The 25,920-nt window shown below is 67.3% G+C and carries 27 protein-coding genes; 13 read left to right on the top strand and 14 right to left on the bottom strand.

All coding sequences use genetic code 11. The features are described 5' to 3' along the window. Window positions 1-386: 386 nt before the first annotated feature. Window positions 387-2,624 (bottom strand): phospholipase C, phosphocholine-specific, encoded by a 2,238-nt coding sequence (locus R4823_RS08755; RefSeq protein WP_338618272.1) that lies wholly within the window; start codon window positions 2,622-2,624, stop codon window positions 387-389. A gap of 358 nt (window positions 2,625-2,982) precedes the next feature. Continuing rightward, the gene (locus R4823_RS08750; RefSeq protein WP_087838239.1) at window positions 2,983-3,402 is read right to left on the bottom strand and encodes a GNAT family acetyltransferase; all 420 of its coding nucleotides are present in this window, start codon (window positions 3,400-3,402) and stop codon (window positions 2,983-2,985) included. A gap of 125 nt (window positions 3,403-3,527) precedes the next feature. On the opposite strand from R4823_RS08750, the gene R4823_RS08745 reads away from it, so the two are divergent. Together R4823_RS08745 and R4823_RS08740 are read left to right on the top strand one after the other, a co-directional pair. After that, on the top strand, window positions 3,528-3,851 hold the full coding sequence (locus R4823_RS08745) for a hypothetical protein (RefSeq protein WP_087838238.1): 324 nt from the start codon (window positions 3,528-3,530) through the stop codon (window positions 3,849-3,851). 68 nt (window positions 3,852-3,919) lie between these two features. Beyond that, window positions 3,920-4,267 carry a Rap1a/Tai family immunity protein gene (locus R4823_RS08740; RefSeq protein WP_338618268.1) on the top strand — a complete coding sequence of 116 codons (348 nt, stop codon included), beginning with the start codon at window positions 3,920-3,922 and terminating at the stop codon, window positions 4,265-4,267. Between the two features lie 67 nt (window positions 4,268-4,334). Here R4823_RS08740 and R4823_RS08735 read toward each other — a convergent pair whose 3' ends face one another. Beyond that, window positions 4,335-6,107 (bottom strand): alpha/beta hydrolase, encoded by a 1,773-nt coding sequence (locus R4823_RS08735; protein WP_338618266.1) that lies wholly within the window; start codon window positions 6,105-6,107, stop codon window positions 4,335-4,337. A gap of 182 nt (window positions 6,108-6,289) precedes the next feature. Here R4823_RS08735 and R4823_RS08730 point away from each other — a divergent pair, with 182 nt between their 5' ends. Genes R4823_RS08730 through ogt form a run of 3 tightly spaced genes read left to right on the top strand, consistent with a single transcriptional unit; the run spans window position 6,290 to window position 8,105 of the window. Further along, window positions 6,290-7,165: a pirin family protein gene (locus R4823_RS08730; protein WP_087838248.1), complete on the top strand. Its 876-nt coding sequence runs from the start codon at window positions 6,290-6,292 to the stop codon at window positions 7,163-7,165. Window positions 7,166-7,176: 11 nt separating this feature from the next. Then, entirely contained in the window at window positions 7,177-7,554 is a 378-nt protein-coding gene (locus tag R4823_RS08725) for a DUF488 family protein (protein ID WP_087838235.1), read from the top strand. Then, window positions 7,551-8,105, top strand: a complete 555-nt coding sequence (ogt, locus tag R4823_RS08720; RefSeq protein WP_176400689.1) for a methylated-DNA--[protein]-cysteine S-methyltransferase — start codon at window positions 7,551-7,553, stop codon at window positions 8,103-8,105. Before R4823_RS08725 ends, ogt begins: the two co-directional genes overlap by 4 nt. 34 nt (window positions 8,106-8,139) lie before the next feature. Here the strand turns inward: ogt and R4823_RS08715 are convergent, their stop codons facing one another. Further along, window positions 8,140-8,679 carry a DUF4142 domain-containing protein gene (locus R4823_RS08715; RefSeq protein ID WP_087838234.1) on the bottom strand — a complete coding sequence of 180 codons (540 nt, stop codon included), beginning with the start codon at window positions 8,677-8,679 and terminating at the stop codon, window positions 8,140-8,142. A gap of 79 nt (window positions 8,680-8,758) precedes the next feature. Continuing rightward, window positions 8,759-9,004 (bottom strand): hypothetical protein, encoded by a 246-nt coding sequence (locus R4823_RS08710; protein WP_132980378.1) that lies wholly within the window; start codon window positions 9,002-9,004, stop codon window positions 8,759-8,761. Between the two features lie 105 nt (window positions 9,005-9,109). Between R4823_RS08710 and R4823_RS08705 the strand changes: the two genes are divergently transcribed. The 3 genes from R4823_RS08705 to ahpF all read left to right on the top strand — a co-directional run bounded on the left by R4823_RS08705 (window position 9,110) and on the right by ahpF (window position 12,357). Then, on the top strand, window positions 9,110-9,805 hold the full coding sequence (locus R4823_RS08705; RefSeq protein ID WP_338618264.1) for a glutathione S-transferase family protein: 696 nt from the start codon (window positions 9,110-9,112) through the stop codon (window positions 9,803-9,805). A gap of 243 nt (window positions 9,806-10,048) precedes the next feature. Further along, window positions 10,049-10,612, top strand: coding sequence for an alkyl hydroperoxide reductase subunit C (gene ahpC / locus R4823_RS08700; RefSeq protein ID WP_087838231.1), 564 nt, complete (start codon window positions 10,049-10,051; stop codon window positions 10,610-10,612). Window positions 10,613-10,767: 155 nt separating this feature from the next. Further along, entirely contained in the window at window positions 10,768-12,357 is a 1,590-nt protein-coding gene (ahpF, locus tag R4823_RS08695; protein ID WP_087838230.1) for an alkyl hydroperoxide reductase subunit F, read from the top strand. Window positions 12,358-12,412: 55 nt separating this feature from the next. On the opposite strand, the gene R4823_RS08690 is transcribed toward ahpF, so the two are convergent. Both R4823_RS08690 and R4823_RS08685 read right to left on the bottom strand, forming a co-directional pair. Next, complete coding sequence (locus R4823_RS08690) at window positions 12,413-12,952, bottom strand: AAA family ATPase (protein ID WP_243724621.1); 540 nt, start codon at window positions 12,950-12,952, stop codon at window positions 12,413-12,415. A 43-nt stretch (window positions 12,953-12,995) separates the two neighbouring features. Beyond that, window positions 12,996-13,676, bottom strand: a complete 681-nt coding sequence (locus tag R4823_RS08685; RefSeq protein ID WP_087838228.1) for a GntR family transcriptional regulator — start codon at window positions 13,674-13,676, stop codon at window positions 12,996-12,998. 88 nt (window positions 13,677-13,764) lie between these two features. On the opposite strand from R4823_RS08685, the gene R4823_RS08680 reads away from it, so the two are divergent. The 3 genes from R4823_RS08680 (at window position 13,765) to R4823_RS08670 (ending at window position 16,066) form a co-directional block, all read left to right on the top strand. After that, window positions 13,765-14,214: a carboxymuconolactone decarboxylase gene (locus R4823_RS08680; RefSeq protein WP_087838227.1), complete on the top strand. Its 450-nt coding sequence runs from the start codon at window positions 13,765-13,767 to the stop codon at window positions 14,212-14,214. 66 nt (window positions 14,215-14,280) lie between these two features. Continuing rightward, window positions 14,281-15,276 carry a tripartite tricarboxylate transporter substrate binding protein gene (locus tag R4823_RS08675; protein WP_338618259.1) on the top strand — a complete coding sequence of 332 codons (996 nt, stop codon included), beginning with the start codon at window positions 14,281-14,283 and terminating at the stop codon, window positions 15,274-15,276. A 124-nt stretch (window positions 15,277-15,400) separates the two neighbouring features. Continuing rightward, a complete protein-coding gene (locus R4823_RS08670) occupies window positions 15,401-16,066 on the top strand; it encodes a GntR family transcriptional regulator (RefSeq protein WP_087838225.1) in 666 nt (221 codons plus the stop codon). A gap of 21 nt (window positions 16,067-16,087) precedes the next feature. Here the strand turns inward: R4823_RS08670 and R4823_RS08665 are convergent, their stop codons facing one another. The 3 genes from R4823_RS08665 to rlmJ all read right to left on the bottom strand — a co-directional run bounded on the left by R4823_RS08665 (window position 16,088) and on the right by rlmJ (window position 19,097). Further along, the gene (locus R4823_RS08665; RefSeq protein ID WP_087838224.1) at window positions 16,088-17,044 is read right to left on the bottom strand and encodes a tripartite tricarboxylate transporter substrate binding protein; all 957 of its coding nucleotides are present in this window, start codon (window positions 17,042-17,044) and stop codon (window positions 16,088-16,090) included. Between the two features lie 60 nt (window positions 17,045-17,104). Next, window positions 17,105-18,052, bottom strand: coding sequence for a fumarylacetoacetate hydrolase family protein (locus tag R4823_RS08660; RefSeq protein ID WP_087838223.1), 948 nt, complete (start codon window positions 18,050-18,052; stop codon window positions 17,105-17,107). 187 nt (window positions 18,053-18,239) lie between these two features. Beyond that, a complete protein-coding gene (rlmJ, locus tag R4823_RS08655; RefSeq protein ID WP_279813604.1) occupies window positions 18,240-19,097 on the bottom strand; it encodes a 23S rRNA (adenine(2030)-N(6))-methyltransferase RlmJ in 858 nt (285 codons plus the stop codon). 245 nt (window positions 19,098-19,342) lie between these two features. Between rlmJ and R4823_RS08650 the strand changes: the two genes are divergently transcribed. Then, entirely contained in the window at window positions 19,343-19,681 is a 339-nt protein-coding gene (locus R4823_RS08650; protein WP_165963278.1) for a BON domain-containing protein, read from the top strand. A 228-nt stretch (window positions 19,682-19,909) separates the two neighbouring features. After that, window positions 19,910-21,199 (top strand): NCS2 family permease, encoded by a 1,290-nt coding sequence (locus tag R4823_RS08645; protein WP_087838220.1) that lies wholly within the window; start codon window positions 19,910-19,912, stop codon window positions 21,197-21,199. Between the two features lie 14 nt (window positions 21,200-21,213). On the opposite strand, the gene edd is transcribed toward R4823_RS08645, so the two are convergent. From edd to R4823_RS08625, 4 genes are all read right to left on the bottom strand, one after another. Next, window positions 21,214-23,034: a phosphogluconate dehydratase gene (edd, locus tag R4823_RS08640; protein WP_087838219.1), complete on the bottom strand. Its 1,821-nt coding sequence runs from the start codon at window positions 23,032-23,034 to the stop codon at window positions 21,214-21,216. 97 nt (window positions 23,035-23,131) lie between these two features. Beyond that, window positions 23,132-24,361, bottom strand: a complete 1,230-nt coding sequence (locus R4823_RS08635; RefSeq protein WP_087838218.1) for an MFS transporter — start codon at window positions 24,359-24,361, stop codon at window positions 23,132-23,134. Next, window positions 24,345-25,175, bottom strand: a complete 831-nt coding sequence (proC, locus tag R4823_RS08630; protein WP_087838217.1) for a pyrroline-5-carboxylate reductase — start codon at window positions 25,173-25,175, stop codon at window positions 24,345-24,347. The genes R4823_RS08635 and proC overlap by 17 nt, the downstream gene beginning before the upstream one ends. Window positions 25,176-25,209: 34 nt before the next feature. Next, on the bottom strand, window positions 25,210-25,908 hold the full coding sequence (locus R4823_RS08625; protein WP_087838216.1) for a YggS family pyridoxal phosphate-dependent enzyme: 699 nt from the start codon (window positions 25,906-25,908) through the stop codon (window positions 25,210-25,212). Between the last annotated feature and the right edge of the window lie 12 nt (window positions 25,909-25,920).

Raw genomic sequence — 25,920 nt, 5'->3', positions numbered from 1 at the left:
ATAGAAGGTGCGATTCCCCGCACCCCGGGCTGCCTTACCCCGGAATGGGTGTGAATGGGTGTGCTCTTGGTCGGGGGGACGGACGCGGGTTCAATTCCCGATTCCGGAATCGAACCGGACCAGAGAAGCATACGAATTTGAACGGCCATATCGGTGACCGATCCACGGGAAAAACCCCTTGATCGTCCGCTGCCTCTGGCCTGTCAACCCCCGCTTTTCGCAGCAGCCAGCAGGACTTATCAACTTGCCGGAACGCCGGTATCGCGTACTTTCAACGGTCGTTTGGCGCGGGCTGCCGCCCCACCACCATATACCGCCAGCATCTGGCGCCAGAATCCCCAGGAAAGCCTCGGCTGTCCTGGGGATTTTTTTCGTCCGTGTACGGCTCAGCCCTGCCCGCCCATCGCCGGATCGCTTACCGCATGCTCGCCCGTTTCGACGCGGCCGGCAAAGCGCCTGCGGAAGGCCGCGTCGGCGCTGCAGCTGACTTCGAAGTCATACCAGCGACCGCTGCCGGCCAACTCCCAGTGCAGGGACTCCTGGGCGCCGGGCGCCACCGTAACGGTCCAGGGGCCATCCTCGCGGTAGGCCCTGGCCGCGACCGTGAAGGTGCAGGCCTGGGTGCCGCCGTTCATCAGTTCCGCGTAGACGTTCCCGTTGGCGATGTCGTAGCAGACGCGGATTTCGGGCTGCACGCCGGTATCGGCGATACGCGCGGTGTCGCCGATGAAGTGACGATGGTAGCCGTTGGGGCCCAGTACCCACAGGTCGTAGCGGCCCAGGTTGTCCAGTCCCGCGTTCCAGGTGTCGTCCAGCGTCTTGCCCGCTTCCACCGTATACCGGCGCGGGATCCGGTCCAGGTGATGGCGGTCATAGACGTGGAACACCGCTCCCTGCTTGCCGGTATTCGAGAACAGCAGCTTCACCTGGCCGTCCGCTCCGCAGCGCGCGCTGGTATGCAGTTCGTACGGCAAGGCCCGCGACGGGCGCGTGCCGCTCGCCTGGATCGGCATCTGCAGGTCGGACGGCAAGGGCATGGCGGGCAGCGATTGCTGGCTGGAACGCAGCTGGTCCGCGGCCGCGCGCGTGCTGCGGCCGCCCAGCGTAGGCAATGCCTCGTCGTTGGGCGTGGCGAAGTTGAAGGCGCTGGTCAGGTCGCCGCAGACCGCGCGGCGGAACGGGCTGATGTGGGGCTCTTCCACGCCGAAGCGCGCTTCCAGGAAGCGCAGCACCGAAGTGTGGTCGAACACTTGCGAATTAACCCAGCCGCCACGGCTCCACGGCGAGATCACGTACATCGGCACGCGCGGCCCGGGGCCGAAGACGCGGCCGTCCGGAGCGGGCTGGCGGGTGCTGCCGGCCGGCGCGGGCTGCGTGTAGTACTCGGAGGCCAGGCTCGCCTCCGGCAGCGTGGTCTTGCCCGCCAGGGAGAGGTCGGCGTTGCGCGACGGCGGCGACGGCGACGGCACGTGGTCGAAGTAGCCGTCGTTCTCATCGAAGTTAACCAGCAATACCGTCTTGCTCCAGACCTCCGGTACCGCGGTCAGCGCCTCCAGCACTTCCTGGAGGAACCAGGCGCCCTGCACGGGGCTCGACGGCCCGGGGTGTTCGCAATAGATGGACGGCGCATTGATCCAGGAAACCTGCGGCAGGCGGCCTTCGCGGATGTCGCGGCGGAAGGCGTCCAGGTAGGAATCCGGCGTGGTGCCCGGCAGGGTATTGGCGATGCCCTTGTACAACGGGTTGCGGGCGTTGTCCGTGGCGTGATCGTAGGCGTGGTAGGGCAGGCCCTGGCCCGTGTTGGAATATGGGGCATTGGGCGCGCCGCCGCTCGACACGGGGAAGCCCGACGCCAGGTTGGCGGCGCGGAACTGGCGGAAGGCGCCCAGCATGTTGTCGCCCCACTCGTCGGGCATGTTCTGGTAGCAGATCCAGCTGATGCCGGCATCCTCCAGGCGTTCGGCATAGGTCTTCCAGGTATAGCCGATCGCGTCCGAGCCCGGCGTGCCGGGAATGGCGTCCCACTCGTTCGTGACGTAGGCCACGTTCTGCGCGGTCGGCCCGTTGGTGCCGGTGAGATGGAACGACCGGTTGGCGTCGGTGCCGGTGTGCATCGAGCAATGATAGGCGTCACAGAGGGTGAACGCATTGGCCAGGGCAAACTGGAAGGGGATTTCCTGTTCCTTGAAATAGCCCATGGACGTATTGGTCTTGTGGCGCGCCCATTGGCTCATGCGGCCGTTGTCCCAGGCAAGCTGGCTGTCGCCCCAGTCGTGCGGGGTGCCGCTGACGCGCTGCGCGTTGTTGGCCGTCCCGTCCAGGTGATAAGGCGTGAGCAGCGCGCCGTTGCTGCGCTCCTGCTGCCAGACCTTGCGGCCGTTGATCATGGGAATGGTGAAGCGATCGCCGAAGCCGCGCACGCCCTTGAGCGTGCCGAAGTAATGATCGAACGACCGATTCTCCTGCATCAGGATCACGACGTGCTCGACGTCCCGGATGGTGCCGGTCTTGTTGTTGGCGGGGATGGCCAGCGCCTTGCGGATGCTGGGCGGAAAGGTGGCGAGTACGCCGGCGGCGAGGCCGGCGCCCGAAGTGGCTTGCAGAAATCGGCGGCGGGAAGTCATGGATGTCCGTGCGTGGGTCGTGGGAAACGTCGTGCAGCCGTTACGGCGCGCAGCGCAGGTCGGGTTTCGATGGCGTGGTGGGCGGCTGCTCTGTCCCCGGGCCGGAGGAAGGCGGCGATGAATCGTCATCGCTGCCACAGGCGGTCAGGAATGTGGCGACGGCAAGCGCCACGGCGAAGGCTCGCGCAAAGATCGGTATGGGCATGGGTGGGCAGAGTAAAAGGGATGCGACAGGCCAGGCACGAGAAATGTGCGGCGGTGCAAGCCTAGAAAGCCCAGGTGACAACGGGGTGAAAATCGGACGCCGGATTCGCAACGAAATGCGAGCGCGCGGACCGCCGCGCCAGGCAACGCCGACTCAGATATCGGGGATCAGCCGCTTGCCCAGGCTCACCGCGTCGTCCTGCGCGTACCCCAGTGCCCGGTAGAAATCGATGACCTGGCCGTTGGCCGTGCGCACCAACAGGTTGATCTTCGGGCACCCGCGTTCGATCAGGAGCTGTTCCGCATGCGCCATCAAGCGACGGCCGTGGCCGCATCGCTGGTGGCCGGGATGCACCGCGAGGTAATACACCCAGCCGCGGTGTCCGTCGAAACCCACCATGGCCGACGCGATGGGCGCCCCGTCGGACTCCCCGACGAGGAACAACTCGGGCTGCGCGGTCAGCTTGCGCTCGATGTCCTTTCTGGGATCATTCCAGGGCCGCGTCAGCCCACAGGCCTGCCACAGGGCGATAATGGCCGCTTCGTCGGCGGGTCGGTACGAACGAATAAGCATGTTTTCCGGCACTTGCAAGAGTACGGTTGGTGGGCGGATGACTTTTATACTATGGCCATTGCCACGGCAGTCCGCGCTCGTGCCGGACCGTCCAGGATCGCGTACCCCCTCCATACAGGACCGCCATGCTGAGACTCGCCCTCCTCGCCGCCTGCGCGCTGGCCGCGCACAATGCCATGGCCTCGTGCATGCCGCGCACCGACGACGAATTGAAAGCCATGAGCGATGCCGACCTGAAGGCCGCCTATTGCGAGGCGCGTGCGCAGTCGGCGGGGCGTGCGGCTCCCGCGGTACCGTCCCTGCCCTCGTTGCCAGGCGGGCCGAACGCCGGACCGCGCACCGTCGCGCCCGCCGCCAATGCCTGCCTGACCGCCACCTTGCAGCTCGTGCGGGTCATGGAGGCGCGGAAGATCGATGTCGACCGGGCTCGGGCAAACTGCGCCAAATAGGACCATTCCCCCCTTTCCGACTCAACCGCGCCCGGCTTCGCGAAGCCTGCGCCCGACCGATGACTGCCATGAAAATCGCCGCCCCCCTGATATTGTTCGCCGCGCTGGCGATCCGGCCGGCCCATGCCGCCGAACCCTGGACAGGCGCGTTCTGGAACGAACAATGCGCCGCGGGCGCCAGTGGAGACGCCTCGCTGGGCTGTTCGGCATTCGTGATGGGCGCGATCGACGGCATGCGCGTCCAGTCCATGGCCACCAGGACGCGGCTGCCGTTCTGCGCGCCCGGCAATGTGTCCACCGGACGCACGGTCGAGCTCTTCCGGCAGCGGCTGGCCAGCCGGCCGCAGGATCACGGCCTGCCCGCCGTGGTGATATTGGTGAACGCGCTGGGCGACGCCTATCCCTGCAAGCAATAGGCACCGCGGGGACGAAAAAAACCGCCCGGCCTGAAGCCGGGCGGTGGAAAGACGCCTGCCTGGCCGCCTAGAACCGCGCGCCTGAGTGGGCAATCGCGTCCAGGCTCTGCCGCAGGGCCTCGCGCGCCTGGGCGGCCGCGTCGGTCTCGCCGGCACTGGTCTTGGCCATGCGGGTGGCATCCGCCGTTCCCTCGTAGGGCAGCGGCGGCTCCGCGCAGGTGCTGCTGCGCCCCGGCACCACGCCGTTGGCGAAATAGGTGCCGATCGTCGCGTCGACGCAGGCATTGCTTTCCGGCACCACGCCATGCGAGTAGGCGCCGGTAACCAGGACCAGGTGCGCCTGCGGCAGTTGGTCGAAAGAACGCCGGGCGCCTTCTGTCGCGGTCTGGGCGTCGAACTCGCTTTGCAGCATCAGGATGGGAGCCGACGAGCCGGCGCGCGACAGCGGCGGCTTGGCGACCGAAGGCCCGCCCCAGGTCGCGCACAGGCTGCGCGTGACCGAGCCGCCCTCGTAGGGATAGCGGGCCGCCATCTCGTTGCCCAGCTTCACCCAGTATTGCGGATCGGTGCTCGTGGCCACCGTGTCGTTGCACACCACGGTGTTGAACACGGAGTTGAAGGTACTGAGCTCCACGGGCGAGGCCGTCGGTTCGTAGGCCAGAAGATACGGCTGCAGCATGGCCTGGGCCAGCCCCCGGACCTCGGCATCGTCGCCGAAGGAATCCGGCACGAACTCGTAATCCATCAATTTCGCGTCCAGCACCGTGAAGTTACGGATGTCGTCCGGGTTGTCGGTCAGGATCTGGTTCATGCCGCGTGCGGCAGCGATGAGCTGCGCGCCCTTGGCCACGCGATGGGTCTTGCTGAGGATCGCGTGCAGGCTTGCCTGCTGGCCGAACGCCACCCGCATGGGTTCGGGCAGGGTGCGATAGACGTTCGCGATCTCGGCTGCGTTGGTGCCTATCCCGAAGCGGTCGGGATGGCGGGCCGCGAAGGGCGCGATGAATTCGTCCAGCACCCGCTGCATGGCCATGGGCTGCATCACGACGTTGACGTCGATGTTGCCGGTGACGTCCATGGAACTGTCCTGCACCATGCGCCCGACCCGCTCGGGGAACAGCGACGCATACCAGGCACCCAGCCAGGTGCCGTAGGAAATGCCGACGTAGTTGAACTTGGCGTCGCCCAGCAGTTCGCGGATCAGGTCCATGTCGCGGACCGTGGCGTCGGTATTGATGTACTTGACCAGCGGATTGCGCAGGCAGGCATCGCCCAGCGCATTGGCATTGAACAGCATGGCCGCGACGTTGGCCTCGCTGCGGTCCGAACTATGATGCTCCGGCCTGAGCATGCCGCTCGTGCCACAGTACATGCGGCTGCTGGCCCCTACGCCGCGCGGCGAAAAGCCGATCATGTCGTAGCGCTGGACGATCGTGCGAAGCTGTTGTCCCGTGGTCGTGGACGCGCTGGCGTTGCCCCACAGCGCGGCCAGGTTCAGCGACCAGCCCAGGCCGTCGCCGCCGGGGCCGCCCGGATTGACCAGGATGGCGCCCAGCCGCTGCGTGGGCTCGCCCGCCGCCACGCGGGACACGGCCACGACGGCATCGCCCTTCGTGGGATTCGAGTAGTCGAGCGGCACGCGTATGGTCGCGCAGCTCAAGCGGTCCCTCAGGGTGATATAGGCGGGGGATTCGCCACCCAGGGTTTCGGGATCGCAGGCCTGCCAGTTGACGACCTGGTCGCGGTACGGTTGCAAGGGATCGACCGGGGGCGGAACCGCCCCGTCGCCGCCGCAGGCACCCAGCGCGGCCAGCACTGCCGCCGCCAACCCGGCGGCCATGGCGCGTGCCCGCAAATTCGAGAATTCACAAAGTCGTCCCAATTCGATACCCCCGGTTGCTTATTTATCAATTTGTTTCATTTAACCCTATTATCGGGGGACGCCTTTTCAAGAGCAAGCGCGAGTGTTTTGCCCCCCTCGCCAACTTGGATCTATGCTGGATGGCTATGAAGGAGTCCATCATGCCCACCCCCCTCGCCGCTTCCGAAACGGTCGACCACCCCCGCGACGTCGAACGCATCGTGGCCGGGCGCGCCACGTCGGACGGCGCCGGCGTCAAGCTCACCCGGGTCATCGACCAGCACCTGCAACGCCGCCTGGATCCGTTCCTGATGCTGGACGCGTTCGGCACCGACAATCCCGAGGACTACATCGCGGGCTTCCCCGACCATCCGCACCGCGGCTTCGAGACCATCACCTACATGATCGCGGGCCGCATGCGCCACCGGGACAGCGCCGGGCACGAGGGCCTGCTGGAGAACGGCGGCGTGCAATGGATGACCGCGGGCCGGGGGGTGATCCACTCCGAGCTCCCGCAGCAGGAAGAAGGCGTGATGGAAGGTTTCCAGCTCTGGCTGAACCTGCCCGCGCGCGACAAGATGTCGACGCCCTGGTATCGCGATTTCCAGGCCGCGGACCTGCCCCGCGCCAGAACCGCCTCGGGCGTCGAGGCAACCGTCATCGCGGGCCGCAGCCACGGTGTCGAAGGCGCCGTGTCCCGTCCCGCCACCGACCCGTATTACCTTGACGTGCACCTGCCGGCAGACACGCAATTCCGGCAGCCCCTGCCTCCCGGCCACAATGCCTTCGTCTACGTGTATCGAGGCAGTGTCGCCATCGGCGCCACCCGGATCGAGTCCGGCCGCATGGCCATCCTGGCCAACACGCCCGAGGCCGACGGCGTCGTCCTGGCCGCGCATGGCGGACCGGCACGCGCGCTGTTGATCGCGGGACACCCGCTGCGCGAGCCCATCGCGCAGTACGGACCGTTCGTCATGAATGACCAGCAGGAAATCTTCCAGGCGCTGAGCGACTTTCGCGACGGCCGCCTGGCTTGAGAAACACCGAGATGAAACCCGACATCGAATTGCACCGGGTCTACGACCACGCGGACGTCGCGCCGGGCCGCTACCGTGTCCTGGTGGACCGGTTGTGGCCCCGCGGCGTCCGCCGCGAGGACCTGGTCTACGACGCCTGGCCCAAGGACCTCGCGCCCAGTCCCGAACTGCGCCGCTGGTTCGGCCATCGTCCCGACCGGTGGGCCGAGTTCCACCAGCGCTATGCGTCCGAGCTCGGCGGCGATGCGCAGCGGCAGGAATTGTCCGCGCTGCTGCGCGATGCCGGTGGCCGCCCGATCACCTTGCTGTACGGCGCGAAGGACCCGGACCACAACCATGCGCTCGTGCTGCGCGACGCGCTGCTGCGCGCGGCCCGCCATTCCTCATGACCATGCTGACGCTGTTCGTGGAGTACCGTCCCACTCCCGTGGGGCAGATGCTCATCCTGACCGATGGCGACGGCCGCCTGCGGGCGGTCGATTGGGAAGACTACCAGCCGCGCATGCATGAACTGCTCGGCCATCACTACGGCAAGCAGGGTTACGCGCTGCGCGACAGAGACACCCCCAGCGAGGCCAGCCGGCGCCTGGAGGCCTACATGGCGGGCGAATTGCCGGCCATCGACGACCTCGAGGTGGCCACCGCCGGAACGGACTTCCAGCGCGACGTCTGGCGCGAACTCCGGCGCATCCCGGTCGGACAAACCATCAGCTACTCCGAACTCGCCTGCCGCATCGGGCGGCCCAAGGCGGTACGTGCGGTGGGGCTGGCCAACGGCGCCAACCCGGTCAGCATCGTCGTCCCCTGCCACCGCGTCATCGGCGCCAACGCCAGCCTTACCGGTTACGGCGGCGGGTTGCACCGCAAGGTCTGGCTGCTGGAACACGAAGGGGTCCGGCTGGCGCCGCGCGAGAGCCGCCGCCAGCCGGGCCTGTTCTGACGCCCCTTTACCCGGGGCGCCGCCCGGACGATGTCTACCGTTTCATCTTGGCGTTGTCGTGCGTGGACTTGATCAGGCTTTGCAGTTCCTTGCCCTTGGCCAGATGCTGCTGAAGGTTGGGCAGCGTCTTGGCGGCGAACGCCTTCACATCCGCGTCCTCGGCGTCCTTGGCGGCCTTTTCGAACAGCTTGACCGCGTCCTCGTGCGCGTCCACCGCGATGTCGTCGGCGTACTCCTTGTCAAAGTCAGGGCCGCTCTTCTTCTGCAGGTCGCTCAGCGCCGAACGCACCTTGCGGGTAGGCTCGGCCGGCAGTTGCACGCCCTTGCTGGAAGCGAGCGTCTTCAGCTCGCCGTCCACCTTCGTGTGGTCGTCCACCATCATCTTGGCGAAACTCTTCACATCGGGGTGGGAGCCGTTGCGCTCGGCGATCTGGCTGGCGCCGATCTCCAGTTGTCCGCTTTCCGCGGCATCTTGTAGAAAGCGCGCGTCCTTGCGGGCAAGATCGGCGGCGGCGGCCGAGCCGGCGCCGAACGCCAGGGCAACGGCCAATACGGCGGTCTGCAATCGATGCATGGCAATTCTCCTGTGATGAAGACCCTGGTGGCTCAGCAATCCGCATACCCGGGCAGCCCGGCCATCGGATCGCGGTTCCCTATTTGGGCCCTTCCCGCTTCTCCAGAACGGCGGGGGTATCGTCCTGCGGCGCGCTCAGGCCGGGCCGGTCCTGCCGCGGGTCCGGCTGCGGCGATCCGTCGTAGCTGGTGGCCGGCTTGTGCTCGGCCCGCCTGGATGGCGGCGCGCCGTCCTCGGCACCGGTGCTTTCGGGCAGCGACGCGAGCTGCCCCACGCCCTGCTCGTTCGACGGGCGCAGTTTCTCGTCCTCTTTCTTCGATTCCATGATGTGCTCACTCGATGTGCGGTTGGCCGCTCCTGCCAGCAAGCCCCGTTCCTCGCACACGGCGGTATAGTTGTCGCTCCCCGCCTTCACCCGAGACCCGCACCCATGGCCAGACTCCTGTACGACCTTGCCGGCGCCAATCCCGACTTCCGCTTCAGCCCCTATTGCTGGCGCGCGCGGCTGGCGCTGGCGCACAAGGGCCTGGAGGTGGAAACCGTGCCGTGGCGCTTCACCGAAAAGGACAAGCTCGCGTTCTCGGGGCAGGGCCGCGTGCCGGTGCTGGTCGACGGCGACCGGGTCGTGCCCGACTCCTGGCAGATCGCGCTGTACCTTGAAACGACCTATCCCGATGCCCCGTCGCTGTTCGGCGGGCCGCAGGCCCAGGCCATCGCCAGGTTCGTCAACAGTTGGGCCGATTCCGTGCAACTGCCCGGGCTCACGCGGCTGGTGCTGGTCGACATCCCCGCCACGCTGCACGAAAACGACGTGCCCTACTTCCACAGCAGCCGCGAGCAGCGCATGGGCATGCCCGTGGCCGCCGTCTGCGCCGACCGCGACACCCGCGTCGAGGAATTCCGGGCCAGCCTGACACCGCTGCGGCTGGTGCTCAAGACCCAGCCCTTCCTGTGCGGCGAGGCTCCCGCCTATGCCGACCACATCGTCTTCGGCGGCTTCCAGTGGGCGCGCTGCGTCAGCGACTTTCCCGTTCTTGCGGAAGGCGACGTCGTCGCGCAATGGCTGGAACGCATGCTCGAGGCCGCCGGTCCGGCGGCACGCCGCATGCCTTCCCTGCGGTCCTGAGCCCGGCACGTCCAACTGCAACATCGCTTGTACACGGGCGGTTCGCCCTCATATCCTTTGCCATCCGGCGCGGCGCAGGACGGTGCCCGCGCCTTGCTCCGACACGTTCCTGAAGCATCCGTCGCCTACGATGATCGATAGCATTTTACGATCAACCATATTGAATCAATCAATTTGATCAATTATCCAGTGACGTATACCATTCATATACGTCTTTTCAACCCAGCAAGAGAGGAAACCGCAATGTCTCTAGTCAATACTCAGGTCAAGCCGTTCAAAGCGACCGCCTTCAAGGAAGGCAAGTTCATTGAAGTCACCGACCAGACCCTGAAGGGCAAGTGGGCCGTGGTGGTGTTCTATCCGGCCGACTTCACCTTCGTGTGCCCGACCGAGCTGGAAGACCTGGCCGACAACTACGCCGAATTCCAGAAGCTGGGCGTCGAGGTGTACTCGGTCTCGACCGACACCCATTTCTCGCACAAGGCCTGGCACGACACCTCGCCCGCCATCGGCAAGATCAAGTACGCGATGATCGGCGACCCCACCTGGGAAGTCACCCAGAACTTCGAAGTCCTGCGTGAAGGCCAGGGCCTGGCCGACCGCGGTACCTTCATCATCGACCCGCAAGGCGTGATCCAGGCCGTGGAAGTGACCGCCGAAGGCATCGGCCGCGACGCCAAGGAACTGCTGCGCAAGGTCAAGGCCGCCATCTACGTGGCCAACCACCCGGGCGAAGTCTGCCCCGCCAAGTGGAAGGAAGGCGAGAAGACGCTGGCTCCTTCGCTGGACCTGGTCGGCAAGATCTAAGTCCCGCCCGCCGTTCGATGGCGGCGCCGCGCCGCGGGGCCGTCATCCGGCACGGAACGTAGCAGTCAAGCAGTAGAAAGGCAGTACCGCCCGGCACGCCACAAGCGAGCCGGGCGCCATCCGAGAACACAAGATACGGAGCGAAGGGAGCGAATATGTTGGACGCCAATCTCAAGACCCAGTTGCAGGCCTACCTGGAAAAAATCACGCAGCCGATCGAGATCGTCGCGTCCCTCGACGACGGCGACAAGTCTCGCGAGCTCGCTGAACTCCTGAAGGAAATCGCCGGCCTGTCGGAACGCATCACGCTGATCGAGCGACGCGACGACGACGAGCGCAAGCCTTCCTTCACCATCAATCGCCCCGGCGAGGACATCGGCATCCGCTTTGCCGCCATTCCCCTGGGCCATGAATTCACGTCGCTGGTCCTGGCCCTGCTCCAGGTCGGCGGCCACCCGATCAAGCTCGATGCCGACGTGATCGAGCAGATCAAGAACCTGGACGGCGACTTCTCCTTCGAGACCTATGTGTCGCTGTCCTGCCAGAACTGCCCCGAGGTCGTCCAGGCCCTGAACGTGATGTCGCTGCTGAACCCGCGCATCCGCCAGGTCACGATCGACGGCGCGCTGTTCGAGGACGAAGTCGAGAAGCGCCAGGTCATGGCCGTGCCCACGGTCTACCTGAACGGCGAAGTGTTCGGCCAGGGCCGCATGAGCGTGGAGGAATTCCTTGCCAAGCTCGACAGCAACGCCGGCCAACGCGACGCCGAGAAGCTCAGCGCGCGCGAGCCGTACGACGTGCTGATCGTCGGCGGCGGCCCCGCGGGCGCGGCTGCTGCCGTCTACGCGGCGCGCAAGGGCATCCGCACCGGCGTCGTGGCCGAGCGCTTCGGCGGCCAGGTCCTGGACACGCTGGCGATCGAGAACTTCATCTCCGTCAAGGAGACCGAAGGGCCCAAGTTCGCCACCGCGCTGGAAGAACACGTCAAGGCCTACGACGTCGAGATCATGAACGTGCAGCGCGCCGAGGCCCTGGTGCCGGGCGCCAAGATGATCGAGGTCAGGCTGGCCAACGGCGGCGTGCTCAAGGGCCGCACGGTCATCCTGTCCACCGGCGCGCGCTGGCGCGAGGTGAACGTGCCGGGCGAACGCGAGTACCGCAACCACGGCGTGGCGTACTGCCCGCACTGCGACGGCCCGCTGTTCAAGGGCAAGCGCGTCTCCGTGATCGGCGGCGGCAACTCGGGCGTGGAAGCGGCGATCGACCTGGCCGGCCTGGTCGAGCACGTGACCCTGCTGGAATTCGCCCCCGAGCTGCGTGCCGATGCCGTGCTGCAACGCAAGCTCAACAGCCTGTCCAACGTCACGGTCATCACCCAGGCGCAGACCACCGAGATCACCGGTGACGGCAAGAAGGTGAACGGCCTGACGTACAAGGACCGGCAATCGGGCGAAGAGCACCACATCGAACTCGAGGGTGTCTTCGTGCAGATCGGGCTGGTGCCCAATACCGAATGGCTCAAGGGCACCGTGGCGCTGAGCAAGCACGGGGAAATCGAGGTCGATGCTAGGGGCCAGACCTCGGTGCCCGGCGTGTTCGCCGCGGGCGACGTGACGACCGTGCCGTACAAGCAGATCATCATCGCCGCGGGCGAAGGCGCGAAGGCCGCGCTCAGCGCCTTCGATCACCTGATCCGCTCGTCGGTGGAAGCCGATGCGCCGGAAACGGCTGCAGTGCCCGCCTGATTCCGTTGCTGGGTTGGCGGTCCAAGGCCCGCGGGGTTCGCCCCGCGGGCCTTTCTTATTTGGTGGATGCCAAGGGCAAAGCCAGTGCCTTGACGATCGCGCGAGCCGCGTCCGCGGGAGCCAGCGTGCAGGTATCGATGGCTACTTGCGGCTCCGGCATGGCCCGCTCGGACGCTGCAAACTGCTCGCGCAACTCCCGCAGAAGATCGAGCGACCGCAGCTTCCCGAACTCGGCACGACTCGGCGCGACCAGACGTTTTTCCTGCTCGGCCGCGGGAACGCTCAATCGGACAAACCGTGTCCTGCCACCGGCGGCTTCCACGACGTCCCGCGCACGCAGGGCAAAGCCCTCGGCAACCGACGGCTCCGGCGCGAACGTAAAGACAAGGGAGCGCGCGGCCACCGCGGCCTCGTGCATCATGTCAAGCCACATGCGTTCCCGCAGCCTGACAAACTGTTCGGTACCGAAGGGGAACACGGACGCCACGGCATCGACAATCAGGTGATTGTGGAAGACGGAAAAACCGGTCAGGCGACCGAGCTCTCGTGCAACGGTCAACTTGCCGGATGCGACGGGTCCATAGATGAAAACCATTTCCATGCCAGGCATTATGGCATCGGCACAACCCCGCTCAAACCTAGGCGGCGGCATCGTCGCCGGATTCCCACTGTTCGAGCAGGATGGCGATATTGGCCGCCGTGCGGCCGATGTGCTGGGCCAGCAGTTCGCTGGCGCGCGCCTCGTCGCGGTCCAGGGTGGCGCGCAGGATGGCCTCGTGTTCGTCGGGAATGTCGCGGTCCAGCGGGCGCTCGCGCAGGAAGATGCGGCGGTAGCGGTCGGAGAACGCCAGCAGCTTCTCGCAGAACTGGGCCAGCACGGGCATCTGGCCGCCGCCGATCAGCATCAGGTGGAACTCGCGATGGCGGATCTCCCATTCGGCGAGCGCCCCGGGGTCGGAAGCGGCCCGCTTCTCGACCTGTTGCAGGCGGTGATGGGCCGCCAGCACCGCGACCTCCCAGTCCTCGCCGCCCTGCTGCATGGAAATCCGCAGCGCGTGCGGCTCCAGCATGGTGCGCAGCTCGGTGATCTCCTGGTGGTTGCGCACGGACACGGGCGCAGCCTGGTAGCCGCGCTGGTCCTGCGCGATGACCAGCCCCTCGGCCGCCAGCCGGGACAGCGCCTCGCGCAGCGGGCTGAGGCTGACGTTGAATTGTTGGCTGAGCTGGTTCAAGCGCAGTTGCTGTCCCGGCCGGAAGGTGCCGTTCAACAATTCGTCGCGCAGCGACTGGGTCAATTGGGAGGTCAGGGATGTGCTCATGGACCGGCGTCAGGCATAAAATCGATATTGACTATAAAATCGATTTAAATAAATATAAACGAAAATCGACAACCAGGAGAATTTTCCCATGCTTCCCAAACGCATCGATCGCGCCGCCGTCGACGCCCGTATCGGGTCCTACGCCGACACCGCACAAACGCTGGATGAGCGCGCCGCCATCTACCAGGAACTGATCGGCTTCGTCCCGCCGCGTATCGAGGCTCGCCTGGCCGTTACCGGCGCGCTCGATCCCAAGCTGGTGGACCTGCAGGAAAAAATGCGCGAGCACGCGATGTATCCCAAGTGCTTCGACGTGAAGACGGCGCAGCTAATGCTGTTCGGCATGCTGCTGATGGATCTGAGCGACGCCGCCGTCCTGCATGGCATCGCCGCGCGCCGCGCCGGCGCGACCTGGGAGGAAATGCAGGCCGTCGTCAGCCTGTGCTTCCTGTTCCGCGGGCTCTCGGCCGCCAACCGCGGCGCCGAACTGCTGGCCAACATCGCCGAACACGAAGCCAAAAAGGAATCCCAGGGCTGACCCCCTCGCCGGGTGCTGCGGCCCGGCTCGACTACAACGACCTAGAACGATCTCAGGAGACACACCATGACTTCGCCCCTCCGTTCCGGGCGGCGGACCGGCATGCTCGCGCTGGCCCTCGCTTGCACCTTCGCCGGCCATCCGCTGACCGCCGCCGCGCAGGACTACCCGTCCCGGCCGGTCCAGCTCATCGTCCCGTTCGCGCCCGGCGGCGCCATTGACCAGATGGCCCGCGCCATGGGCGCGGCGCTCAGCCGCGAACTCGGCCAGCCCATCGTGATCGAGAACAAGCCCGGCGCCGGCGGCAACATCGGTGCCGAGCAGGTTGCGCGGGCGGCCCCCACCGGCTATGTGCTGCTGGTCGGCACCTCGGCCACGCACGGCGTCAATCCCTCGCTCTACGCCAAGCTGCCCTATGACGCGGTCAAGGACTTCGTTCCCGTGGCCCACTGGGGCTCGGTGCCCAACGTGCTGGCGGTCAACGCCGCCTCCAGCATACGGTCGGTCGAGGACCTGGTCGCCCAGGCCAAACGCGAGCCAGGCAAGCTGACCTACGGTTCCGCCGGCAACGGCACCTCGCTGCACCTGGCGGGAGAACTGTTCAAGCAGGCCGCGAAGGTCGATCTCGTGCACGTCCCCTACCGGGGCGGCGCCCCGGCCTCGCTCGACCTGCTGGCCGGCAACATCACCATGATGTTCGACACGGTGGCGGTGTCGCTGCCCAACCTGCGCGCGGGCAAGACGCGCGCGCTGGCGGTGGCCGCGCCCGCGCGCCACTTCGCCCTGCCCGACGTACCGACCTTCGCCGAGAAGGGCTACCCCTCGGTGGTGTCGGCCACCTGGGCCGGCGTGTTCGCGCCCGCGGGTACGCCCGCGGCCGTCGTGCAGAAGCTCGAGGACGCCAATCGCCGCGCGCTGGAAGATCCGGCGGTGGCCGAGGTCATGCGCAAGACCGGTGTCCAGGTGGAGTTCCGCGGCAGCCGCGACTTCGCCACCTACGTGGCGAGCGAGATCGCGCTGTGGGGCAACATCATCCGGAGCAACAACATCCGGGCGGACTGACGCTGGCGCATGCAGGCCCCGCAAGGGGCCTGCCCCCGGGAACGGCCCCTCGAACCACCGCAAGCACGAAACGTGGCACCATTACGACCGCCCAGCCCGTACCTCCTCGTCGAGCGGTAGATCCATGCCACACACCCCAGAAAAAAAGCCTGAATCGCTAGGCCAGGCCGCCTATCGGCAATTGCAGGAAGCCATCGAGACCGGCGTCCTCAAGCCGGGCGACCGCGTCAGCGTGAACGCCCTGGCCGACCGGCTGGCCATCAGCCGCACGCCGGTCCGCGAAGCCATCGCGTGGCTCGAGACCGACGGCCTGATCGTGCACCAGCCCTATCTTGGCCGCGTCATCGCCGAACTCGATCATCAGATGGTGAACGAGCTCTATGCGCTGCGCTTCGTGATCGAGCCGGCGGCGGTCGGCATGGCGGCCAAGAACGCCACCGACGCCGAGATCGACGTCTTGCGCGAGATGCTCGAGTTCGAGCGCTCCGTCCTGAACGATCCCATCGAGCGCGAACGCCACAACCGGCGCTTCCATAACGCGCTGTACCGCACGGCGCACAACCGCTATGTGATCAGCACGCTGCGCGCCCTGCAGACGCCCATGATCCTGCTGGGACCAGCCACGGCCACCAACCCCAAGCGCCTGCAGGACGCGTACGCCGAACATGCCGAACTGGTCGAATGCATCGCCGCGCACGACGTCGAGGGCGCACGCGCCGCCATGGTGCGCCACCTGACCGGCGGACAGCGTGCCCGCGTCAGCTATCTGCTCAATCGGCAGTCCGACTAGGGCCTGCCCACCTGGGCCCGCTCATCCGCCCACGACGATGCCCAGCTTGTCGATCAGGCGGGTCCACTGCTCCAGTTCCGCACGGATGAAGGTCCCGAACTCGGCCGGCGTCGTCAGGGAAGGCTCGGCGCCGTGCTCCATCATCTGCTTGACGATCTCGGGCTCGCGCAGCGCGGCGTTCACGTCCTTGTTGAGCTTGTCGATTACCGCGGCGGGCGTGCCAGCCGGCGCGAGCAGGCCGAACCAGCCCACCGCCGCATAGCCAGGCACTCCCGCCTCGGCCACCGTGGGCAGGCCGGGCAAGGCCTTCGAGCGTTCGGCGCTCGTCACGGCAAGCGCTTTCAGGCGGCCCGTATCGACATAGCCCATCACCGTCTGCGCCGGCGCGAACATCAGGCTCAGCGTCCCGCCCAGGAGATCGGTCACGGCCTGGCCCGTGCCCTTGTAGGGCACGTGCATCATCTCGATGCCCGCCACTTCCTTGAACAGCTCAACGGACAGGTGCGAGGCCGCGCCCACGCCCGACGAGCCGAAGTTCAGCTTGCCGGGCTCGGCCTTGGCCCTGGCCACCAGTTCCTTGATACTGTTGATGCCCAGGCGGGGATTGACCACCACCACATAGGCGGACGCCGACACCAGCGAGATGGGCGCGAACTGCCCGACGTTCTTCTTGTCGAGCGAGGCGGTCGAACTCATCATGAGCGTGTAGCCGTCCGCTGGCGCCCGCGCCACGAAATTGGCACCGATATGCCCGCTGGCGCCGGGCCGGTTGTCCACGATTACCTGGGTCTTCCAGACCTTGGTCAGATGGGCGCCCAGTATGCGTGCCAACGTATCCGCCCCGCCTCCGGGCGGGAACGGCACCACGATGGTGACCGGCCGCGACGGAAAGGCTTGCGCCTGGGCCTGCGTGGGCAGCACCACGGCCCACGCAAGCAAGGCCGCCGCGCGGCGTGCCGTATCGATAGCACATTTCATGATCCACCTCCTCCAATGAAAACAACCGCCGGGCGTCGTTCTTGATCTTCCCGGCGAGGTTCAACGCGCCGCCACGATGCGGGTGCGCAGGGCCATGGCGGGCTCCTCGAACGCACACTCCACGACGTCCCCCGGCTTCAGGAACAATTCGTCGGCATTGGGCTTGCCCACCGCCACGCCACCGGGCGCGCCGGTGGAGAACATGTCGCCGGGCTTGAGCGGCAGCAGCCTGGAGAAATGCTCGACGATGTCCGGCAGCTTCCAGATCTGGTCGGAAGTATTGACGCGCATGCGCTCTTCGCCGTTGACGCGACAAGTCACCCAGATGTCGTAGGCGTCGCGCACCTCGTCCATGGTGATGATGTACGGCCCCAGCGGACCGAAACCCGGGGCGTTCTTGGCGGTCCAGAACCGCGACCCCGATGCGACTTCGCGCTTCTGGGTATCGCGGCAGGTCAGGTCGTTCAGGATGGTGATCCCGGCCACGTAGCCGAAGGCGTCCTCGCGGCGCGCGCGATAGGCGGGCTTGCCGATCACGAACACCAGTTCGGGCTCGTAGTCCAGGTGCGCCACGTCCACCGGCCGCTCCACCTCGGCGTCCTGGCCGACCAGGCAGGCGTTGAGCTTGATGAAGCCCGTCGGCTCCTCCGGCAATTCCTTGATCAGATCGGTGCGCTTGAGTTCTTCGAGATGGGTGCGGTAGTTCTTGCCCACGCACAGGAACTTCTCGGCATCGGGCACGGGCGGCAGCAGCCGGACATCGTCAAGCGCATAGGCATGGCGCTCGCGCAGCGCGGCGTCGCTCGACGCCGCGTCCAGCAACCGGCGCGCGCGCGCCAGTCCGGCGTCGCCCTCCTCCAGCAGCGCCCGCATGGAATACGGAAAAGCGGCCTCCCGCGGCTCCACGGCGGCCGCGCAGCGCGCCAGGTCGAGCATGCGGTCCTTGCACAGCACGCCGACGCGGGCAGCGGAAGATTCGGCGGGAACGGTAAAAGTGGCAAGTCTCATGCGGCGGGGCCTCAATCATCGTATCGAAGGTGCGATGCTATGCCTGAATTCAATTGAATTCAACTGAATTCATGCATAAAAAAACCGGGCCCTCTCGAATCGAGAGGGCCCGGCGTGACCGGCGGACGGGGAGTATCTGCCCGCGGCGCCTTTCTTTTGAGGGGTGGACTTTTGAAGGGGGCGGCCCCTAGCCTTCGCGGCTTTCCAGCGTGAACGTGGCGCCGGCGTCCTGGGCCAGGACGCCGGTCAGCCAGGGCATGATTTCCTTCAGGGCCGACTCCAGCACCCACGGCGGGTTGACGATGAACATGCCGCTGCCGTACAGCCCCAGCCCGTCGCCCGAAGGCTTGCGCACGGTCAGGCTGACATGCAGCCAGGACCGGCCCGGCACGCGCGCCAGCCTTCCAGCCAGTTGCTGCGATTCGAGCCGCTGCACCTGCGGATACCAGATCGCGAAACAGCCGGTGGCGAAACGCTTCAAGCCCTCTTCCAGGCACTGGAGGACACGGGCGTAGTCGCGCTTGTCCTCGTACGACGGGTCGATCAGCACGATGCCGCGGCGGGTGGGGGGCGGCAACAAGGCCTTCACGCCCTCGAAGCCGTCCGCGGCGTAGATCATGGTGTGGCGCTCGATCTCCCGGCCCAGTTGCCGGCAGTTGCGCCGCAGGACGTCGATCTCGGTGGGGTGCAGTTCGAACAGGCGCAGGCGGTCCCGCTCGCGCAGCGCCTGGGCGGCGATGAAGGGCGACCCGGGATAATGGCGCAGCAGGTCGTCCTCGTTGAAGGCGGCGACCTCGTCCACGTATTCGGCCACGATGCCGGGCAGGTCGTCGCGCGTCCACAGGCGCGCGATGCCGGTCTCGAACTCGGCGTTCTTGCCCGCCCAGTCCCCTTCCAGCGCATAGATCCCGGCGCCCGCGTGGGTGTCGACGTACCAGTACGGCGCGTCCTTCTGCGCGAAATAGCGCAGCAATTGCACGAGCACGAGGTGTTTGAGCACGTCGGCATGGTTGCCGGCGTGGAAGGCATGGCGATAGCTGAACATGGGATTTCCAGAAGAGCGCTCATTGTAGGCGCCCCGGCGGCGTGGCCGCTCGACCGCGTTACATGTGCCACGCATCCCTTGCAATCGTGACGGCTTGCACGGACCGCCCGCGTGGGGCCGGCCATGCCGGCGCCACGGCTTACAAATGCACACAGGCTGCTTTGACACCCGGCGGACCGGCCCCGTATGTTGAAAGCACCGGCCACATCCGCCTTGCCGGAACGGCCGCTTTCAAGGAGAGATCGATGAGGACACGCAACCTGATGATCGCCGCCATGATTGCAGCCTTCTCGGCCGCCGCGCCCCTGGCCATGGCCCAGGGCGACGGCCAGGCCACCAAGGAGTCGGCGGGCAAGTTCGCCAGCGACACGGTAATCACCACCAAGGTCAAGGCCGCGCTGCTCAAGGAACAAGCCACGCAATCGCTGAGCATCAAGGTCAAGACGGTCAATGGCGTGGTGCAGTTGTCCGGCTCCGCCGACGACTCCGCGCAGATCGATTCCGCCGTGAGAGTGGCACGCGGCATCGACGGCGTCCAGGACGTCAGGAACGACATCCAGCTCAAGAAACAAGGCGAGCGCTGACCCGCCGCGGGCGGCGCGCCGCCGGCCGCCGCCCTCGGGCGGGATGCCTCGGGCATCCCGCCAGAAGTCCCGCCAGACCTGGCTTTTCATTTTGATGAACCGCCCCTAATATGCGCCTGGGGGGCAGGCCGTCGACGGGCCGAGACCGGCACGCGCCAAGCAATGGCGACGCGCCGCACCAGGCGCTGCGCATGGCTTCCCACTTCGTCCACGTACCTGGAAGCCACCATGCTAGAGCGCCTATTCAAACTCCACGAACACGGCACCAATGCTCGCACCGAGCTGCTGGCGGGAATCACCACGTTCCTGACCATGTCCTACATCATCTTCGTCAACCCGCAGATCCTGTCCACCACGGGCATGGACAAGGGCGCCGTCTTCGCCGCCACCTGCATCGCGGCGGCGATCGGCTCCCTGATGATGGCCTTCGTGGCCAACTACCCCATCGGCATGGCGCCGGGCATGGGGTTGAACGCGTTCTTCGCGTTCACCGTCGTGGCGACCCTGGGCTTCACCTGGCAGCAGGCGCTGGGCGCGGTCTTCATCTCGGGCGTCATCTTCATCGTGCTGACCGTCACCGGCGTGCGAAGCTGGCTGATCGCCGGCATCGCGCCTTCCCTGCGCAGCGCCATCGCGGCCGGTATCGGCCTGTTCCTGGCCATCATCGCGCTCAGCAGCTCCGGCATCGTGGTCGCCAGCCCCGCCACGCTGATCACCATGGGCGACCTGCACAAGCCCGCCCCGCTGCTGGCCATACTCGGCTTCTTCATCATCGCCATCCTGGATGCGCTGAAGGTCCGCGGCGCGATCCTGCTGGGCATCCTGATCATCACGGTGCTCAGCATGGTGCTGGGCATCAACGAATTCCACGGCGTCTTCTCGTCCCCGCCCAGCCTGGCTCCCACCTTCCTGCAACTGGACATCCTGGGCGCGCTGCACATGGGCTTCGTGCACGTGGTGCTGGTATTCGTCCTGGTCGAGGTATTCGACGCCACCGGCACGCTGATGGGCGTGGCCAAGCGCGCCGGCCTGCTGGCCGAAGGCAAGAACCGCATCGGCCGCGCCCTGCTGGCCGACAGCACCGCCATCACCGCGGGCTCGCTGCTGGGCACCAGCAGCACCACGGCCTACGTCGAAAGCGCCTCGGGCGTCCAGGCCGGCGGCCGTACCGGCCTGACGGCCCTGGTGGTGGGCGCGCTGTTCCTGGCCGCGCTGTTCATCTCGCCGCTGGCCGGCTCGGTGCCCGCCTACGCCACCGCGCCCGCGCTGCTGTACGTGGCCGGCCTGATGATGCGCGAGCTGATCGATGTGAAATGGGACGACATCACCGAAGCCATCCCCGCCGCGCTGACCGCGCTGGCCATGCCCTTCACGTACTCGATCGCCACCGGCCTCGCGTTCGGCTTCATCAGCTACGTCGTACTCAAGGCATGCACCGGCCGCGTCCGTGAAATCCATCCCGCGGCCTGGCTGATCGCCATCCTGTTCCTGGTCCGCTTCGCCTTCTTCGCGGCCTGAACCAGGAGCGGGGTCTAATCCTCGTCGACGAACAAGGTGCAGGCCCCCTCCTCGGCCGCGCTGACCGCCCGGCGCATGTGGCCGAACAGATCGCGCCCGACGCCGCGGCGATGCGGCCGCAGGTCGGGCGCGGCCTGGGCGGGACGGGCGCCCAGGTCCGCCAGCACCTCCAGCACGCCGCGCCGCGCGTCCAGCCGCACCCGATCCCCGGTTCGCACCCGGCCGATGAGTCCCCCCTTCAAGGCCTCGGGCGTGACGTGGATGGCCGCGGGCACCTTGCCCGAGGCCCCCGACATGCGGCCGTCGGTCACCAGCGCGACGTGGAATCCCCTCCCCTGCAACACCGACAGCGTGGGCGTGAGCTTGTGCAGTTCGGGCATGCCGTTGGCGGCCGGCCCCTGCCAGCGCACGACCGCGACGAAATCGCGCTCCAGCTCGCCCCGCTGGAAAGCGGCCAGCACGTCGTCCTGGTCGTCGAACACGATGGCGGGCGCCTCCACCACCTGATGTTCGGGCGCCACCGCCGAGATCTTGATGATGGAGCGGCCCAGGTTGCCTTCCAGCACGCGCAGCCCGCCATCGGGCGAGAACGGACGGTCCAGCGGACGCACGATGGAGTCGTCTCCCGGGGTCTCGGCGCCGTCCCGCCAGGCCAGCCGGCCGTCCTCAAGACAGGGTTCGCGGCAATAGGCTTCGAGCCCCTTGCCCACGATAGTGGTGACGTCCTCGTGCAGCAGCCCTCCCCTGCGTAACTGGCGGATGACGAACTGCAGGCCGCCCGCGGCCTGGAAACCGTTCACGTCGGCCTTGCCGTTCGGATAGACGCGAGCCAGCAGCGGCACCACCTCGGACAAGGCGTGGAAATCGTCCCAGTTCAGTTCTATGCCGGCTGCCCGCGCCATGGCCACCAGGTGCAAGGTATGGTTGGTCGACCCTCCGGTGGCCATCAGGCCGACGATGCCGTTGACGAAGGCCTTCTCGTCCAGGACGTCGCACAGCGGCGTATACCGCCCGCCACCGTGCCAGAGCGATACGGCCTGCCTGGCCGCCTCGCGGGTCAGGGCCTCGCGCAGCGGGGTATGGGGATTGACGAAGGACGTTCCGGGCAGGTGCAGGCCCATGAACTCCATCAGCATCTGGTTCGAATTGGCGGTGCCGTAGAAGGTACAGGTGCCCGGCCCGTGATAGGCCTGGCTCTCGGCTTCCAGCAATTCCGCGCGGCCGACCTTGCCTTCGGCATACAGCTGCCGGATCCTGGCCTTCTCGTCGTTGCTCACGCCGGTGGTCATGGGCCCGCCGGGGACGAACACGGCAGGCAGATGGCCAAAGGACAACGCGCCGATGACCAGGCCGGGGACGATCTTGTCGCAAACGCCCAGGTAGACCGCCGCGTCGAACATCTGGTGCGACAGGGCCACGGCCGTGGCCATCGCGATGACGTCGCGCGAGAACAGCGACAGTTCCATGCCCGCCTGCCCCTGGGTGACGCCGTCGCACATGGCCGGCACGCCGCCGGCGAACTGCGCCGTGGCGCCGGCCGCCAGCGCGGCCTCCTTGATCCAGGCGGGGAAATCGGCCAGGGGCTGGTGGGCCGACAGCATGTCGTTGTAGGCCGACACGATGGCCACGTTGGGCTGCTCCTGCACCTTGAGCATCAGCTTCGCCCGATCGGGCATGGCCGCGAAACCGTGCGCCAGGTTGGTACACGACAGGTGGCTGCGCTCGACCTTCGTGCCGGCCCGCGCGCGGGTTTCCTCCAGCCACTGCGCGCGGCGGTCCCCGCCTCGCGCGATGATGCGGTCGGTGACTTCCTGTAGGACGGGATGCAAGGACATGGCGATCGACCTCCGGGATGCTCGCGCGCGCGGCGGACGCCGCGGCGCCGGCGGTGGGCGCGTACGCAAGTATCGGGCCCGCCAGCTGGCTGGCGGGCTAGCCTTCCAGCGACTTCAAGCGGCGCAACTGGGGAAACAATACCATCCACAGCAGGGCCACCGCGATCGTGCCCGCGCCGCCGATCAGCACCGCCGGCACGACGCCGAACAGCGCGGCCGTCACGCCCGACTCGAATTCGCCCAGTTGATTGGAGGTACCGACGAACAGGGAGTTCACCGCGCTGACGCGGCCCAGCATTTCCGGCGGCGTCTGCAGCTGGACCAGCGTGAAGCGGATCACGACGCTGACCACGTCCGAGGCCCCGAGCACGAACAGCGCCGCCATGGAAACGGCCAGGTGCGAAGACAGGCCGAACACGACCGTGGCCAGGCCGAATACGGCCAGCGACGAGAACAGGATGCGGCCGACGTTGCGATGGATGGGGTGGTGGGCCAGGAAGACCGACATGGCCAGCGCCCCCAGGGCGGGCGCCGTGCGCAGCAAGCCCAGCCCCCACGGGCCGGTATGCAGGATGTCGCGCGCGTAGATGGGCAGCAGCGCGGTCGCGCCGCCCAGCAGCACCGCGAACAGGTCCAGCGACAGCGTCCCCAGGATGACCGGACGGCTGCGAATGAAGGCAATGCCCGAGAAAACGGACTTGAGCGTGACCGGCTCGCGGGTGGATGCGGTGCGTTCCGCCCGGATCATCGCCACCAGTCCGCCACCGACGAAGAAGAACACGCAGGCCACGACGTAGGCCACCATGGACCCGAACCCGTACAGCAGCCCGCCCATCGCGGGGCCGAGGATCTGCGCGGTCTGGGTGGCGGAGGTGGACCAGGCCGCTGCCTGGGGGATGAGGCTGCGCGGCACCACGCCCTGCACCAGCGCAGCCATGGTGGGCGACTCGAAGGCGCGCGCGGCGCCGCCCAGCGCCACCAGCCCCAGGATGGCGTCGCGCGTGAGCCAGCCTTCCCATGTACCGAAGGCCAGCAGGCCCGCCGCGATCGACTCCACCACCATGCAGACGCTGGCGATGACCCGCCGGTCGTAGCGGTCGGCCACCTGTCCCACGACGAAGGTCAGCACCACCATGGGCAGGAACTGCGCCAGCCCGACCAGGCCCAGGTCAAAGGCGCTGCCGGTGATCTCGTAGACCTGCCAGCCCACGGCCACCGACAGCATCTGGAACGACAGGGTCGACATGACCCGGCTGAACCAGAACAGGATGAAGGGAGGATGGCGCGCGACCGACCGGATGCCGGCGGGATTATCGTCCGAACTCATCACCCATCTCTTGCGCGCGATGGGCTGCGGCCTGCATGGCTCGGACCACGGCCTGGCGGAAATTCGCCTGGGCCAGGACGTCCAGGGCCGCGGCCGTGGTGCCTCCCTTGGAAGTCACGCGCTCGCGCAGCACCGACGGCGGCTCGGAAGACTCGGCAGCCAGGCTGGCCGCGCCCGACAGCGTGGCCAGCGCCAGTGCGCGCGACTGCTCGTCGTCCAGCCCCACGGCTTTGCCGCCTTCGATCAGGGCTTCGATGAACAGGAAGACATAGGCCGGACCGCTGCCGGACAGCGCGGTCACGCCGTCCAGGTCGGCCTCGCGCGAGACCCAGACGGTGCTGCCTACGGCTTCCAGCACGGCCTGGGCCTGCGCCCGGTCGGCTTCGCCCACGCCATCGAGCGCGGCCAGGCCGGTCACGCCCTGCCCGATCAGCGCGGGCGTATTGGGCATGCAGCGCACGACGCGCAGCCACGGCTGCGTGTCGGATCCCAGCCAGCGCGCCAGGTCGGCGGCCCGGATGCCGGCGGCGATGCTGATCACCAGACTGTCCTTGAGCCAGGGCCGGCTCGCCGCGGCAACCTCTTTCATCACCTGCGGCTTGACCGCATACACCCAGATGTCGCAACGGGACAAGGCCTCGTCCGGCCCGGCCGCGACCGAGGCGCCGCGCGCCGCCCAGGCCTGCCGGGTGGACTCATGCGGATCCACGACGTGGATGTTCCCCATGGGGCAGAATTTGCCCGCCAGGCCGGAGATCAGCGCGGCGGCCATGTTGCCGCCGCCGATGAATGCGATGGAAAGCGCTTGGGTCATTGAGGTTTCCTTGGGAAGCGTTGTGGCCGCGCGCTCAGGACGAGTAATCCCGGGCGCCGAAGATGGCGGTGCCCACCCGGACGATGGACGCCCCGGCCGCCACCGCGGCCTCCAGGTCGTCCGACATGCCCATGGACAGGGTATCGAGCCCGAAGCCTTCCCGGTTCAGGTCGCGCATGAGCGCCGCCAGGCTGGCGAAGACCGCCTGCTGGCGGACGGGGTCCTGCTGGGGGGCGGGGATGCACATCAGGCCGCGCAGGCGCACGCGCGGCAGCGCGGCGATTTCCCGCGCCAGCCCGAGCGCTTCGGCGGGCGCCACGCCGCTCTTGGTGGGCTGGTCGTCGATGTTGACCTGCATGCACAGCTGGAGGTCGGCCATGCCGGGCGGCCGCAGGTCGGACAGGCGCTGGGCGATCTTCAGGCGATCGATGCTGTGGACCCAGTCGAAATGGGCTGCGACCAGGCGGGCCTTGTTGCTTTGCAGGGGGCCGATGAAATGCCATTCGGTGCCGGCCCGCAGATCGTCCAGCGCGGCCAGCTTGTCGACGGCCTCCTGGACGTAGCTTTCGCCGAAGGCCCGCTGCCCGGCCCCGTGGGCCTCGCGCACCGCCTGGGCGGAAAAGGTCTTGGACACCGCCAGCAGCGCCACCTCGCCCGGCGCGCGGCCGCAGGCCTGGGCGGCATGGTCGATGCGCCGGTGGACGGCGCGCAGGTTGTCGGCGATGAGCGACATGGCTTCAGGGGA

Source organism: Pigmentiphaga sp. CHJ604 (assembly GCF_036972535.1).
GTDB lineage: Bacteria > Pseudomonadota > Gammaproteobacteria > Burkholderiales > Burkholderiaceae_B > Pigmentiphaga > Pigmentiphaga daeguensis.
Note: the sequence above shows the minus strand (reverse complement) of the source record. Positions and strands in the feature narration are given on the sequence as shown.